The sequence below is a fragment of the Candidatus Nitrososphaera gargensis Ga9.2 genome (assembly GCF_000303155.1).
Lineage (GTDB): Archaea > Thermoproteota > Nitrososphaeria > Nitrososphaerales > Nitrososphaeraceae > Nitrososphaera > Nitrososphaera gargensis.
This window is the reverse complement of sequence record NC_018719.1, coordinates 2,040,724-2,053,707: the sequence shown is the minus strand read 5'-3', so window position 1 is coordinate 2,053,707 and position 12,984 is coordinate 2,040,724. Positions and strand designations below refer to the sequence as shown.

19 protein-coding genes are annotated in these 12,984 nt (G+C 51.1%); 13 read left to right on the top strand and 6 right to left on the bottom strand.

The genetic code is table 11. From position 1 onward, the window contains the following. Positions 1 to 63: 63 nt before the first annotated feature. The 3 genes from NGAR_RS12450 (at position 64) to NGAR_RS12440 (ending at position 2,747) form a co-directional block, all read left to right on the top strand. A complete protein-coding gene (locus tag NGAR_RS12450; protein ID WP_015020105.1) occupies positions 64 to 903 on the top strand; it encodes an ABC transporter ATP-binding protein in 840 nt (279 codons plus the stop codon). Continuing rightward, complete coding sequence (locus NGAR_RS12445; protein ID WP_015020104.1) at positions 851 to 1,672, top strand: ABC transporter permease; 822 nt, start codon at positions 851 to 853, stop codon at positions 1,670 to 1,672. Before NGAR_RS12450 ends, NGAR_RS12445 begins: the two co-directional genes overlap by 53 nt. An 88-nt stretch (positions 1,673 to 1,760) precedes the next feature. After that, the gene (locus NGAR_RS12440) at positions 1,761 to 2,747 is read left to right on the top strand and encodes a phosphosulfolactate synthase (RefSeq protein WP_015020103.1); all 987 of its coding nucleotides are present in this window, start codon (positions 1,761 to 1,763) and stop codon (positions 2,745 to 2,747) included. Here the strand turns inward: NGAR_RS12440 and NGAR_RS12435 are convergent. Next, complete coding sequence (locus NGAR_RS12435; protein WP_015020102.1) at positions 2,729 to 3,256, bottom strand: NUDIX hydrolase; 528 nt, start codon at positions 3,254 to 3,256, stop codon at positions 2,729 to 2,731. The two genes, NGAR_RS12440 and NGAR_RS12435, sit on opposite strands and share 19 nt — an antisense overlap. A 74-nt stretch (positions 3,257 to 3,330) precedes the next feature. Between NGAR_RS12435 and NGAR_RS12430 the strand changes: the two genes are divergently transcribed. Both NGAR_RS12430 and NGAR_RS12425 read left to right on the top strand, forming a co-directional pair. Then, positions 3,331 to 3,747, top strand: coding sequence for a hypothetical protein (locus NGAR_RS12430; RefSeq protein ID WP_015020101.1), 417 nt, complete (start codon positions 3,331 to 3,333; stop codon positions 3,745 to 3,747). A 5-nt stretch (positions 3,748 to 3,752) separates the two neighbouring features. Next, positions 3,753 to 5,363, top strand: a complete 1,611-nt coding sequence (locus NGAR_RS12425; protein WP_015020100.1) for an ABC1 kinase family protein — start codon at positions 3,753 to 3,755, stop codon at positions 5,361 to 5,363. A 370-nt stretch (positions 5,364 to 5,733) separates the two neighbouring features. Here NGAR_RS12425 and NGAR_RS12420 read toward each other — a convergent pair whose 3' ends face one another. Then, positions 5,734 to 5,952 carry a hypothetical protein gene (locus tag NGAR_RS12420; RefSeq protein WP_015020098.1) on the bottom strand — a complete coding sequence of 73 codons (219 nt, stop codon included), beginning with the start codon at positions 5,950 to 5,952 and terminating at the stop codon, positions 5,734 to 5,736. A gap of 59 nt (positions 5,953 to 6,011) precedes the next feature. Further along, positions 6,012 to 6,245 carry a winged helix-turn-helix transcriptional regulator gene (locus NGAR_RS12415; RefSeq protein WP_148681424.1) on the bottom strand — a complete coding sequence of 78 codons (234 nt, stop codon included), beginning with the start codon at positions 6,243 to 6,245 and terminating at the stop codon, positions 6,012 to 6,014. 287 nt (positions 6,246 to 6,532) lie between these two features. Here NGAR_RS12415 and NGAR_RS12410 point away from each other — a divergent pair, with 287 nt between their 5' ends. From NGAR_RS12410 to NGAR_RS12400, 3 genes are all read left to right on the top strand, one after another. Further along, complete coding sequence (locus NGAR_RS12410) at positions 6,533 to 7,225, top strand: hypothetical protein (protein WP_148681423.1); 693 nt, start codon at positions 6,533 to 6,535, stop codon at positions 7,223 to 7,225. A gap of 3 nt (positions 7,226 to 7,228) precedes the next feature. Continuing rightward, positions 7,229 to 7,666, top strand: a complete 438-nt coding sequence (locus tag NGAR_RS12405; RefSeq protein ID WP_015020096.1) for a helix-turn-helix domain-containing protein — start codon at positions 7,229 to 7,231, stop codon at positions 7,664 to 7,666. A 195-nt stretch (positions 7,667 to 7,861) separates the two neighbouring features. Next, complete coding sequence (locus NGAR_RS12400; RefSeq protein WP_323444723.1) at positions 7,862 to 8,167, top strand: integrase core domain-containing protein; 306 nt, start codon at positions 7,862 to 7,864, stop codon at positions 8,165 to 8,167. Positions 8,168 to 8,199: 32 nt separating this feature from the next. Here NGAR_RS12400 and hsp14 read toward each other — a convergent pair whose 3' ends face one another. Then, positions 8,200 to 8,586 carry an archaeal heat shock protein Hsp14 gene (gene hsp14, locus NGAR_RS12395; RefSeq protein WP_015020094.1) on the bottom strand — a complete coding sequence of 129 codons (387 nt, stop codon included), beginning with the start codon at positions 8,584 to 8,586 and terminating at the stop codon, positions 8,200 to 8,202. A 91-nt stretch (positions 8,587 to 8,677) separates the two neighbouring features. Between hsp14 and NGAR_RS12390 the strand changes: the two genes are divergently transcribed. Beyond that, positions 8,678 to 8,860, top strand: coding sequence for a zinc finger domain-containing protein (locus NGAR_RS12390; protein ID WP_015020093.1), 183 nt, complete (start codon positions 8,678 to 8,680; stop codon positions 8,858 to 8,860). On the opposite strand, the gene NGAR_RS12385 is transcribed toward NGAR_RS12390, so the two are convergent. Next, on the bottom strand, positions 8,857 to 9,549 hold the full coding sequence (locus NGAR_RS12385) for a hypothetical protein (protein WP_015020092.1): 693 nt from the start codon (positions 9,547 to 9,549) through the stop codon (positions 8,857 to 8,859). The genes NGAR_RS12390 and NGAR_RS12385 overlap by 4 nt on opposite strands. A gap of 145 nt (positions 9,550 to 9,694) precedes the next feature. Here NGAR_RS12385 and tmk point away from each other — a divergent pair, with 145 nt between their 5' ends. The 4 genes from tmk to NGAR_RS12365 all read left to right on the top strand — a co-directional run bounded on the left by tmk (position 9,695) and on the right by NGAR_RS12365 (position 12,590). Next, on the top strand, positions 9,695 to 10,288 hold the full coding sequence (tmk, locus tag NGAR_RS12380; protein ID WP_015020091.1) for a dTMP kinase: 594 nt from the start codon (positions 9,695 to 9,697) through the stop codon (positions 10,286 to 10,288). Positions 10,289 to 10,301: 13 nt separating this feature from the next. Further along, entirely contained in the window at positions 10,302 to 11,582 is a 1,281-nt protein-coding gene (locus NGAR_RS12375) for an HD domain-containing protein (protein ID WP_228369178.1), read from the top strand. Further along, a complete protein-coding gene (pyrH, locus tag NGAR_RS12370) occupies positions 11,572 to 12,258 on the top strand; it encodes a UMP kinase (RefSeq protein ID WP_015020089.1) in 687 nt (228 codons plus the stop codon). Before NGAR_RS12375 ends, pyrH begins: the two co-directional genes overlap by 11 nt. 107 nt (positions 12,259 to 12,365) lie before the next feature. Then, positions 12,366 to 12,590, top strand: coding sequence for a hypothetical protein (locus NGAR_RS12365; RefSeq protein WP_148681420.1), 225 nt, complete (start codon positions 12,366 to 12,368; stop codon positions 12,588 to 12,590). Here the strand turns inward: NGAR_RS12365 and NGAR_RS12360 are convergent. Beyond that, positions 12,587 to 12,946: a hypothetical protein gene (locus NGAR_RS12360; protein ID WP_148681419.1), complete on the bottom strand. Its 360-nt coding sequence runs from the start codon at positions 12,944 to 12,946 to the stop codon at positions 12,587 to 12,589. The genes NGAR_RS12365 and NGAR_RS12360 overlap by 4 nt on opposite strands. Positions 12,947 to 12,984: the final 38 nt, after the last annotated feature.

The window sequence follows — 12,984 nt, the reverse complement described above, 5'->3', positions numbered from 1 at the left end:
GTAACGATTGCGCCTTTGAAGTAGATTATATGTTGTGCGCTCATATAATGGAGGCATTAGACATTGATATCATCTGAATACAGGCAAAGCAATGCTGCGCTGCTGCAGATCAAGAATGTGTCCAAGACCTTCTCCTATGCCGATAGTAGGCAGAACCATACTGTCCTGAACAAGGTCAGCATCGACATCAAGGACGGTGAGTTTGTGACAATCGTCGGGCCGTCTGGCTGCGGAAAAAGCACATTGCTCAACATTATTGCAGGGCTTGAAGACCCGGATTCTGGCAAGATACTGGTGAAGGGCGAAAACAAGACCTCCACTGACCCAGGCAGGCTGGTCATATTCCAAGAAGGCGCGCTCTTTCCCTGGCTCACAGTCCTTGAAAATGTCGAGTTTGGATTGAAGCTGGCAGGGATTCCAAAGGACGAGCAGCGCAAGGCAGCAAGCCGCTTTATAGACATGGTGCAGCTGTCGAAGTTTGCAGATTCATATATTTACCAGCTCTCCGGCGGCATGAAGCAGAGGGTGGCGATAGCCCGTGCCCTTGCAATAGATCCGGACATCTTGCTGATGGACGAGCCTTTTGCCGCGCTTGACGTGCAGACAAGGGACATGCTGCACAACGAGCTTTTGCAGATACACGAGGCAACAAAAAAGACTATTCTGTTCGTAACCCATAACATAAATGAAGCGCTGGCACTTGGCACCAGAGTAATAGTGCTCTCGCCCCGGCTTGGCAACATCAAGCGGGAATTCACAGTAAACCTTCCAAGACCTAGGGACATTGACAGCCCAGAAATCGCTCTGATCAAGAGGCAGATCCTGAAGGAGCTGGAGGAAGACTTTCAATTTGCTAGAAAAGGAAACACAATCGCAGGAGCGGCGCAGCAAAGGCAGATTTGATCTAGCGGACGTTGCGAACGTCGCGCTGTTCCTGGCCGCGTTTGTAGGAGTATGGCAGCTGGTATTCCTGCTTGGAATATGGCCTGAGAGCTCGCTGCCGTCGCCCGCTACGGTTGTGGAAGCAATAGGAAACCTGATAGCAAATTACTCACTTCCGATTGGGATTGGAGTAACGCTGCTCAGGCTTGTCGCAGGGTTCGCAATTTCAATTGGAATTGGCGTGGCGGTAGGGCTGGCGATGGTCAAGTTCCGCGGATTTGGCAAGACGATGAGCTCGTTTGCAGTCGGCCTCCTGACTTTCCCAAGTATCGCTTGGGTCCCATTTGCAATCCTGCTCATTGGATTCAACGACCTCGGGATATTGTTTGTAGTTGTCATGGCTTCAGTGTTTTCAGTCATGATAACGACGTACAGCTCGATCCGCAACATACCTCCAATCTATCTCCGTGCAGGCCGGAACATGGGCGCAAAAGGCTTTACACTATTTCGGCATGTTATGATCCCGGCGGCAACTCCGTCGCTCATCCTTGGGATAAGGCAGGCATGGTCTTTTGCTTGGCACGCGCTCATTGGAGCTGAAATACTAATAACTACTCTGTATGGCCTCGGCCATGTGCTGAACGTTGGAAGGGAGTTTGGCTTTATGGAAGACGTCATTGCAACCATGATTACAATTTTCGCGATAGGCATAGTGTTTGATCGTGTCCTCTTTGCAAAAGTCGAGGAAAGGGTAAGGACGCGCTGGGGCCTAGACCAGCACGCTGAATAAGCTTCTCGATTGAGATATAGTTAGTTTGAGAACAGAGAATCTACAGATTAAAATATGCGCAAAATCTGCATATATCATATAATTAGCCATGCTTGACGACCTTGTAAAGAACAGAGTGGATTCGAAAAAGCCGCGCAAGGAGGGGCTGACCTGCACCGTAGACAAGCTGCAGGGTATTGACAAGGAGAACTTCTCTACCTTAGCCCCCTTCATAGACGTGGTCAAGATTTACGGGGCGCTTCCTATGCTTATCTCAGAAGAGAGCCTTAAGAAAAAGATCAAGTTCTACCACGACTTTGGGGTGCGCGTCTCGACTGGCAGCACGATAACCGAGTTTGCGATCTCGGAAAGCTCGCTAGAGAGGTTCGTCAAGGAGGCCGCCAAGGTGGGCTTTGACATCATTGAAGTTGGCGAGAACAGCATCGATCTGTCAATAGATCAAAAGAGAAAGATAAGTGACCTGATACAATCGGCTGGCCTTGAGTTCCAGTGGAAGGTAGGCAAGAAGGACCCGCGCCACCAGCTTGGAGTCGACGACACGCTTGAGAAGATAAAAGAAGCAGTCAAAATGGGCTCAAAGAAGATAGTGCTTGAGGCAAACGAGGGGGTAAACGTCGGCATCTATGACGAGAAGGCTCTGGTCAAGTGGAGCTTTGTTGGCGCGATAACAAACGAGTACCCGCCAAGCACGTTCATCTTTGAGGCGCCGCTAGAGTCACAACAGTCGGCGCTCATTGCAGAGTTTGGCCAGCGGGTCAACCTCGCAGAGGTACACCCGGACGCGATCGCGTCCGTCGAGTCGCAAAGGCGGGGCTTTCTCTCAAAATCGGCGTTTGGCGTATCTTATCTGCGCAGGAACCCCGAGGGTGGGCCGGCTGCAAAGTTCATCTACTTTGTGATCAGGACAAAGCACCCGATAGAGCAGAGCGAGCTTGTCTCGATGAGCCACCTGCCAAGGAGGACGGTGCAGGCGGCAGTTGAGGACCTCAAGCGGCAGGGACTAATAATCGAGAGGAACAGCCTCGATGATGCAAGAAAGAAGGTGTACCAGCCGGTTCAATCAGACTGGCTGTAGACGAGAAGGGCGGCAACGGTCTTGCTATCCTGAATCTCGCCGCTGAGGCATTTCTTGACGGCCGCGCTCAACTTTACTTTTTTGATCTTGATGTTCTCGTCATCGTCCAAGGGGCCGCGGACTATCTTTCTCAGGTTGGTGGCGACAAACACGTGCATCAGCTCTGTAGAGTAGCCAGGTGCAAGGTACCATCTCGTCAGCGGTTCAAGCTTGCCAGAGTAGCCGATCTCCTCGGCCATCTCTCGAATTGCAGCTTGCCTTGGCGTCTCGCCTTTTTCCATCTTGCCAGCAGGAATCTCAAGAAGCACTCTGTCCGCGGCGCGTCTGTACTGCGTGACTAGGATGACATCGTCGCTTCCGCTGATTGCCACTATCCCGACAGAGTCTTTGTGCTCGACTATCTCTTTGTCGATGACTTTGCCCCCAAGCATGAACCTGTCGCGCCTGAGGTTGATTCCGCCGGAGTAGATCGTGCTACTCCTGATTGCCCTGACGCTTCCTCTTCCCATCGCCTTTACAGCATGAGGCGTGGGATTAAACCTATTCGTTAATTTTATATTCGATCCGAGGCTCTTTCTGAGCCGTGGAGTTCATTGACGGTGACGGCAACATCATTGTGCCCAAGGCCGTCAGGCCTATAATCGATCTTGAGGAGACCATCCTTGGCAGCAAAAAGGGAGCCAAGAGGCAGTACCGCTACGGCAAGCTCCACATACGCGATTATGACACTCATTACACTGTCCACATGGACAAGGTGGACCCGCGGTCAAGCCCGCTCGGCCACCTGCTTGTTGACGCGCCGGAATACCTTGCTGGGGCCGCAGCCGCGGTAATCGTAGGCAGGCGCGTCGGAGCAGCCGTCTACAGCAGGTGCAAAAAGGAGGGCAAGAGCACCAGTGACGCCGCTATTGACGCGGCCTTGGCAGGATACCTTGCCGGCTCGTCTGCCGGGAACATTATTGCCAACGCGGCCGGTTTGTTGAAAAAGAGGAGTGAATAAGAGGAGTGGAGCACCCGGCCCAGATCAGAAAAGACAGGAGTATCGACGATGAAACGCCTGTCTTTCCGCACCCTTCCAAGCTACATGTAGCCAAGGTCGTGCTCAAGCTCTTGCCGGTTGTCATCAGCCTGCGCAGGGACAGGCGCGAGTGGGTAAAGAAGGAGGGCAAGAACGTTGATGAGGAAAAGTATCGCCGTCATGCCCGCAAGGCGCTCAAGACGTTCATCGAGCTTGGCCCATCGTACATCAAGCTTGGTCAGTGGCTTTCAACCCGGGTTGACATCCTGCCGCAGCCCTATCTTGAAGTCCTTGCGAAACTGCAGGATGATGTGCCGCCTGCGCTATTCTCTGAAATAAAGCCGATAATCGAGGCCGAGCTTGGAAAGGTAGAGGACGCATTTGAAGAGTTTGACACGGCTCCGCTGTCCGGCGCGTCGCTTGGGCAGGTTTACGTCGCAAAATATGCCGGCAGGCAGGTCATTGTCAAGGTGGGCAGGCCCAACATCGAGCGGATAATCGAGGACGACATTTACGTCCTGAAAAAAATAATGCCGCTTGCGACCCGGTTCATTGACCCCAACCTGCGGTTCTCGGCAGAAGGCATGCTGGCACAGTTCATTGAAACAGTGCACGAAGAGATGGACTACAGGGTGGAAGCCCAGAACCTGCTCGCCATCAAGGAAAATCTGGCGGACGACCCGTCAGTCATAATACCTGACGTATTCATGGAAAGGACCAGCAGGCATGTGCTTACGATGGAATACGTGCCAGGCACAAAGATAACCGACATTGCAAGGTTGGAGGAAAAGGGGATCGATAGGGAAAGGCTGGTGGTGCGCGCGCACTGGTTGTTCTTTAAGATGCTCCTGCGCCACAACATCTTCCACGCCGACCCGCACCCCGGCAACATTTCAGTTGCCGATGATGGCCGGCTGATACTGTATGACTTTGGCATGGTCGGCAGGCTGGACAGCGAGACCCGCATCAGGCTCATTCGACTCTACCTCGGCCTTCTTGATAAGGACCCGGAGAGGACCGTCAACGTGTTAATAGAGCTTGGGGCGCTTGAGCCCACAGTCAACCGCTACGTCGTCGAGCGGGGCATCGAGCTTTCAATCCAGTCGATGCACGGCAAGCAGGTGGACAGGATGGAAGTGAAGGCGCTTGTCGACCTTGCAAACAAGACAATGAGCCGCTTTCCATTCCGGCTGCCAAAGAACCTTGCGCTCTACATGCGCATGGCCTCTATCCTCGAAGGCATCTACCACCACCACAAGGTGCCGTTCCAGTTTGTCAAGGTGCTAGCAAACCTGCTCGAAGAGGAAGGCTTGGTAAGAGACGCCTACATCGAGGAAGTAAAGGTCTCTGCAAAGAGGTTTGCAAAGGGCATACAGGATTCGGTGAACGTTGCTCCCTTGCTAAAAACATACTTGGAGACAATGGGACCTTATGACAGGCAGGATAGAAGCGACAACGCCGCACTTGCAGCAAGCATACTTGCATCAGCACTGTTCGTTGGATCGGCTGTGATGCTGCCTTACAGCCCGTACCTGGCGTACGGCGGCTTTGCTGCTGCGGCGGCTGCAGTTGCCGTCACGCTGAGAAAGAAGCTCTAGGTTTTATTCCGCCTTACCACTGCCAAAAAGAACAACACGAGTATGGCAAGAGTCATTGCGTAGAATATGACATCGTTGTATGGCTGCTCGAATGATTTCACTGCATCTTCCAGGTAGTCAAAAAACAACTGCGCCGCGAACAATCCAAATGCCACAGATGCGTATATTGTGCTCTTTAAGGCAGTTTTCTTGTAAGCAGAAATTGAGAGTCCAAGTAGCAATAGGGAGAATGCCGCAATGCCTATCTTGATTACCTATACAATCGGTTCGTAGACCTCGGCTCCCACTGGACCTGCTTCATCAGGTACATTATCTATCTGCTGTATTAGCGAAGACAGCGCAATCCAAATAGACGTGGAAAAGAAATCTGTCACGATCCTTCCCCTCTCTTTTCTGCGGCCTCGCCTGACATGGATAGAAACATTTCTGCAAGTCTGTTACTCCACTTGTCCCAGACGCTTGGATAAAAGTTCTTCAGCATTGCAGCAACTTGCTTGGAGTCTCTGTGCAATTTGTACCGCTTGAACCTGCCTTCCCTGATCTCGTCAACAATCTTGGAATCCTCAAGCCGCTTGATGTGCCAGTTCACGGATGCTGACGATATGCAGATATGTTCGCCAATTTCAGTTTGCGATGGATTCCTTTTTTCTATAATAAATATGAGGATCTCACGCGCAGTCTCAGAACTTCAAGCAGCTGCTTTTCGTTTTCCTCGAACCCTGCGGCAAAGTAGTACTTGTGCAGGCCATGTTTTTGGGAAGTTACCTTGCCCGCCTTCTCCAGCCTGTCAAGGTGGTACTGGACAGTGCCCATCGCCAGATCAAGCTCCTTTTTGATCTTCCTAAGATGGCAGCTAGGATTTTCTTGTATAAAGGCAAGTATCCTGTCTGTTGCGTGCCTTCAGGCTGCTGAGAGCCTTCGTCTGCCACAACCGACCTACTCGCTCCTTTTCAGTGACAGATAGCTATTATCCTTATCGTAGTGAAAGGCTCCTATCTGCAATGTCCTTCTCCATGTCACCTATGATTTAATGCATTCTGGTACAAGTACCTAAATGAGCCCAGATTTCTATATGTGCAACCTGCCACGCGATTAGTTGCCTGCATCACATTTCTTAATTAACCCTGCATGACGCTATTACAAATGTAAACAAAAATATCTTGACGTTTGTGGCAGTCGTGATACTCATCGGGGTCATAGTCTCACTGACTACCTCTGGCGTATTCACCCAAGCCCAAAAGAAAGGCGGCCAAGATCCAAACAAGGACCCGTTGATAGACAGCGTAGCGGCGCAGCAAGGGGATAGCAATGATGGTGAGGGTAGCGGCGAAGAAGAGGACGATCAAAACGAGGACGCCGCACAGGCGGAGGACGACGCGGAAGACAAGGATGATGAAGGAGAAAAGGAATTCACCACCTCTTTCATGGCAGAGAACTGTACATTCGACTCCGCGGGCAGAACCCCATTCTTCATACTTGAGCCTAACTACCGACTAGTGCTGAAAGGAGTTGAAAATGGGGCAACAAAAGTAGGATTGACCATTACAGTTCTGGACGAAACCAAAGATGTCGATGGCACTGAAGCAAGAATAGTTGAAGAAAGACACACAGAAAACGATAGTTTGGTAGAAGTGTCAAGTAACTACTTTGCCATATGCGAGGAAACAAACAACGTCTTTTACTTTGGTGAAGACGTAGACATGTATGAAAATGGAGAAATAGTCAGCCATGAAGGTGCATGGCTCGCTGGCGAGAATAACAACAGGGCTGGCATCATAATGCCAGGTACTCCTCTGCTAGGTGTTGTACTTACACACATAGGTACAGATTCGATTACCGACATAGGTAACACTTCCGGCTAGGAAGTGTCAGAGACAAGATTCAACCTTATTCACGAGCACGAACGTACCGGCGAGAGCGTCACCAACATCTGCAGAAAGTACGGCGTATCAAGGAAGACATACTACAAGTGGAAGAAAAGGTACCTTGCACGCGGCATCGACGGACTGAAGGACCTGTCTAGGAGACCACACAATACGAAAGAACAGAAGGTGACGCCTGAGCTCGAACAGACCATCCTCGGCCTGCGTCTGGAAAGCAAGTTTGGTACTGCCAGAATAAAATTCAGGTTAAAGAGGCTAGGAGTATCCCTGAGCAGCAGGATCGTCTACAAAGTGCTGAAAAGGTACGGTCTGAACAAGCTCAGCTGCAAGCTGAAGAGAAAGTACAGGCGCTTTAGCAAGAGACACCCAAACGACATGGTCCAGATGGACATACATACTGGGTCCGTTTTACCTGCATAACTCAAGCACAAAGAACTATGTCTCATAAGCTGCATAGACGACTATACAAGGAAGGTGGTAAGTAAATGGACGAAAAGGAAGAGGAGCATAGATGTCCTGGATGTGCTGCAGGACTGGATACGTATCAATGGGAAGCCAAGGAAGGTCATGCACGATAACGGGAAGTAGTTTGTATCCACATCGTTCAGGCAGTACCTGAAAGAGAATGACATCAGGGACAAGCCCATACCAACTGCGTATCCTCAGCTGCAGGGCAAGGTTGAAGCCTACAACAAGATAGTGAAAAATGAGTTCCTGGCAGTTGAAAACATCATTGACAGGGAAGACGGAAAGGCAAGGTACACCATGTTTGTCAATGCATACAACATGGACAGGGAGCATGGCGGCATAGGAGGGCTGACGCCACAGGAGAGGTGGTCACAATTGCAATTGTTAAATACGCCTACAAGGAACAGGAATCGGCTGCGCAGTGTTACCCATCTGTGTAAGTACAACAATTAAGAAAAAGCCGGTAACGCCTGCATCCTTTTTTCTTATGTTACTGGGATGTTGGTCGTCTTGGGTATCGGTACCCTGAGCGTCACGACGCCATTCTCATAGGTCGCCTTGCCGACTACCTTGTCCTCTTCCTTGACAGATATCGGCAGCAGGACCTTCTTCTCTATCCTGACTGGCCTATGCCTGTAATAGACTGTGCCGAGAGCTTCTTCCTGACCTCTCTTGGCGCTTATAGACAGGACGTTGCCGGTTATCCAAAGGTTAATGTCCTTCTTGGCAAAGCCGGGAAGATCAATAGTAACCACTAGGTCGCTTCCATCCTCCACCATGTCTATAGCTGGCATGACAAACTCGTAGAATTCCCTAGACCTGTTGTCCAGCTCCTTGGCAATGCTTCTTGCCACGTATCCTCCAATGCCCATATACCATAATTCCGGTAGGATGGTATAAATCCTTTATTTTCTGGCTTTAATAAAAGTAAAAATAGTCCGGGGAGGATATGCATCCAGAAAAATGTACGCCGGTTCGTACGACATGCCAAACTGCAACGCCTGCGGCAAGGAAGTGAGGCCGGGCGAATTATCAGAGAGTTTCAGCTGCCCCAAATGCAGAAACGCAAGGATATGGCGCTGCGAGGGCTGCAAGGGCAAGCAGAAAAAGTACAGGTGCACAGCCTGCGGTTACGAAGGCCGCTAGGTTAGAACTTTGAAAAAGTTTCTAACGAGATCTTTGTGGTCCTGCTGCATCGTGACAAAAGCTTCGACCAGCTCTTTTTCAACCGTTATCTGCTTGGCGATGACGGACCTTAATTTCTTGGCGTCAAGCGGCGCGATAGTGTCTATTGCGCCGGTGCTGTAGGCATAAATATATTCGCTGATTATCTTTGAGATAAACGACGGCGCGGCCACTATCAGGAAGAGCATGCCCTCTTTCATTGTCCTCGAGTTTGTGTCGCCTGCAGGTAGCGACGAAATGTACGACTGTAACAGCTTCATGCGCTTGTCCCCAAGCTCTTCAATCGCTGACGCGACCAGCATGCCGGCGTCTGTCAGCTCATAGAACGGGACGCCCTCCAGCTGGAGCGCCTTGGGACCCCTCCTGAGCGGCAGCCTGCCGCCCTCCTTTACCACGCCGGCCGGTATCAGGACTTCGTCAAGGTCGCGGAAGATGCCCGAATAGATGTTCTGCCACAGAATGCCGTGCTGCTTTGCAATGGCGTGCGCTATCGATGTTCTGGTGCGGAGCTCAGGGCTCTGCTCGGTGGCCAAGTGGGCGATTATCCCGCGCTGGCGCTTTGCCTCGCCCGTGAACTTGTTCTTGCGGGTCTTGAATGTGTCAAATATGGCAATGGTTGATTTCTCGTCCTTCACTTGGGCTCCGACCATCTGTTACAATGTCTGTTAATATTTTAATTTGTTGGTTTTTTAGATTAATTTCTCGACATACATAACATGTATAATGCCACAAACCTATGCATGTGCCAAATAATGCTCAACATCTTTTTATTGATGCATACATGAACCTCATGCAGTGGCAACAAAGGGCAAGATAATCGTACTAGAAGGCACCGACAAGGCAGGCAAAACAACCCAGTCCAGGATGCTCGCAGAGGCCCTGAAGGTTTTGGGCAAGGTCTGCGTCATTATCGATTTTCCGGACTATACCACGCCCATAGGCACAGAAATAAGGGCGTTCCTTGACGGCAGGCGCGACTATCCTGCAGAGGTCAAGCACCTGCTATTCTCTGCCAACCGGTGGGAGAAAAAGAAAGAGATCGAGAGCATGGTGGAGAACGGCACCATAGTGGTGATGAACCGCTACTGGCAGTCAAATTTGATATACGGCGCTGCAAACGGCATGGACACAAGCTGGCTTTTGAATCTCGATAAGGGGCTGCCAGAGGAAGACCTCGTCATCATCATCTTGGTCAACCCAAGCATATCGACCAAGCGCGCCGAGAGCCAAGACGCCTTCGAGTCGAACCCTCAGCTTGCTGCCTGGGCATACAAGAACTACTTGAAATTTGCAAAGCAGTTTGGCTGGAAGGTCATAGACGGCTCAAAGAGCAAGGATCAGGTTCACCAAGAGGTAATGAAGATAGTAAGGAAAGAGCTGAAAGTTTAAGTCTCGTTGAATTGTGATAGAAGCAATGGAGTTCGCAGGCGAGATAACCGACCCTGTGCACAGGTCGATCAGGTTCTCGGAGGTCGAAAAGGAAGTCATTGACAGTCCTGCGTTTCAGCGCCTGCGCCGGATACGGCAACTGGCCGGCGCGCACCTTATCTATCCAAGCGCGCAGCACTCTCGCTTTGAGCATTCGCTTGGCGCCATGCACATCGCAGGGCTTGCCGGCGAGACCTTGCTTGGCAAGGGTTACATTGACCACGCAGAAGCTGTGCAGGACCTCCGGCTCGCCGCGCTCTTGCATGACATCGGGCACGGGCCATTTTCGCACCTGTTTGAAGAAGTTCTGGAGTACCGCTGCAACACCACACACGAAGAGATGGGCAGACGGATCATCACGCAGACAGAAATAGCCGACATTTTGGACAGGCATGGTCACAGCGCAGATCAGATATGTCAGCTATCGTTTGGCCAGCCAAAGGTGAATTTCATGAACGAGATCATTTCAGGCGGGCTATCGGCCGATATCATGGACTATTTGCCCCGCGACGGGCTTTTTACGGGAGCCGAGTACGCCAAGGTCGATTACCACAGACTGACAAGCTCGCTTGAAGTTTCAAGGAACAGGCTTGCAATAAACAGGTCCGCCCTCAACTCGCTCGAATCGATGCTCATCTCAAGGTATGAAATGTTCAAGGCGGTGTACTTTCACAAGACAGTGAGATCTGCAGAGGTTATGCTACTGCACTCCATGATCGCAGCAGACGAGGCGCTTGGGCTTACAGACACTTCCCTTGACAACTACCTTGGCCTGACAGATGAGGCCACACTTGAGCGGCTCTGCGCTCTTGACAGCAGCGGCAAGTATGCGTTTGCAGGCAAGATGGCCCGCGACTACCGCGATAGGCGGCTGTTAAAAAGCGTCTATGAAAAATTCCTGCACAAGCGCGACAAGCAAAAGATGGACAGAAAAGCGCTGCAGGCGACCGCGGCGCGGATAGCCGACGCGGCAGGAGTTGATAGGAACCATGTCTTTGTAGATGCGTCTCGCGCCCACTCTATGCCACTGACGCCAAGCAAGGAGGAGATGTATTCAGTGCTTGTGGTCGACAAGGACAGGGTGTATGAAATGCCGGTGTCAGAGATCCCACTTGTAGAGTCCATATCTGGGTTCTTTGACATGCTGCGCGTTTATACGACTGCTGAAAACCGGCAGAAGGTCGAGCGATCTGTTAAAAAGGTGCTGGGAGAACAGGAAACCCTGTACATGGGAGCGGGCAAACTTGGGCGCTAAAGAGCGGATCGTGATAAAGTTATCAGGTAGAGTGTTCGGCGACGACGCGGCAGGCGAATTGAAAAAATATGCGGCTATGCTTCTTGAGGTAAGCAGACAGATGCAGCCCGTGATCGTGGCCGGCGGGGGCAAGATCGCGCGCCATTACATCAGCGTCGCAAGGGCCTTTGGCTCTGACGAGGCATCGCTTGACATCATGGGCATCGAGGTCTCTAGGCTCAATGCAAGACTCCTGATAGCAGCCCTTGGCGATCATGCATATCCTGTGGTGCCGGCTGACCTTGAGCAGGTAAGCGAGGCGGCCGCAGGCGGTAAAATAGTCGTGACCGGCGGCTTGCACCCGGGACAGAGCACTAATGCGACGGCCGCGCTGATTGCCGAGAAAGTCAGGGCCACAAAATTCCTTAATGCGACAGACGTTGACGGCATCTATGACTCTGACCCAAACAAGAACAAGGACGCCAAGCTCTTCAAGGAGATAACTGTGAAAAAGTGCCTTGAACTATTGGGTTCTGAAAACTCGGCTGCCGGTGCCTATGACCTGATGGATATTGTAGCACTGAAAGTGATAGAGCGGAGCAAGATACCGACAGTGGTGCTCAAGTCAGATCCGGCGACTATCAAGAGCGCAATAGCCAACAACAAGCCTATAGGGGGGACGCGCATCATAGTATAAAATAAGTAATGCCCAGTCTATAACGTCCTGCCTTTATACGCTGGCGGTGGCAGGGCGACACGAGAATCCTGTTCATATTTGCATTGTACGGCCTTGCTGCAAGTGTCATGAGCTATATTGCAAGTTTGTCCTATGATGACTCCCTCATGGACAGGGTTACTTCTGCTGCCAACTTTCCTGCTATTCTGACCCTGTTCTATGTGGAATGGAACATGGCAAATCCGAACGGTTTTTCAATGCTTTTTCATTCTGCCATTATCATCGCTGGCAGCATAGTTGTATGGTCGTTCATAGGACTGTTGATCTATTTGTTTATCAAGCTGGGACCCTAGGAAACAGTCTTGATCTCACCTGCGAATTCCGGCATGCCGTCGGCCAGCATCTTTTTGAAGATCTCTTCTCCCTTTTCGATCGGCATCGGCCTTGACTGGGCCTTGGCGTAGCCGTCCTTGTCGCAGATAAACAGCATGGCCTCGTTCTCTCGGGTCATCTTGCCGGCCAAGTCTTCCTCGCCCACCGGCTCAAATCCTGCCTTGCCCTGCTTTATTGTATAGGTCAGCATGGCAAAGCCGGTATAATCGAACAGCTTCATCTGGGCTTTCCTAGCCCTTTCTTGGCCAATGTGAGCTGCCTTGTGGTACTGCAAGCCGGCAGCAAATTTCGCGACAGCTAGTATAAGCATTTGCATCTATCTATCCATCGATCAATCGACAGCTTTAAAACGTG

Coding starts and splice junctions, on each gene's coding strand:
- NGAR_RS12440 (WP_015020103.1), top strand. CDS start 1,761: ATGCTTGACGACCTTGTAAAGAACAGAGTGGATTCGAAAAAGCCGCGC.
- NGAR_RS12435 (WP_015020102.1), bottom strand. CDS start 3,256: ATGGGAAGAGGAAGCGTCAGGGCAATCAGGAGTAGCACGATCTACTCC.
- hsp14 (WP_015020094.1), bottom strand. CDS start 8,586: ATGGGCATTGGAGGATACGTGGCAAGAAGCATTGCCAAGGAGCTGGAC.
- NGAR_RS12390 (WP_015020093.1), top strand. CDS start 8,678: ATGTACGCCGGTTCGTACGACATGCCAAACTGCAACGCCTGCGGCAAG.
- NGAR_RS12385 (WP_015020092.1), bottom strand. CDS start 9,549: ATGGTCGGAGCCCAAGTGAAGGACGAGAAATCAACCATTGCCATATTT.
- NGAR_RS12365 (WP_148681420.1), top strand. CDS start 12,366: ATGAGCTATATTGCAAGTTTGTCCTATGATGACTCCCTCATGGACAGG.
- NGAR_RS12360 (WP_148681419.1), bottom strand. CDS start 12,946: ATGCAAATGCTTATACTAGCTGTCGCGAAATTTGCTGCCGGCTTGCAG.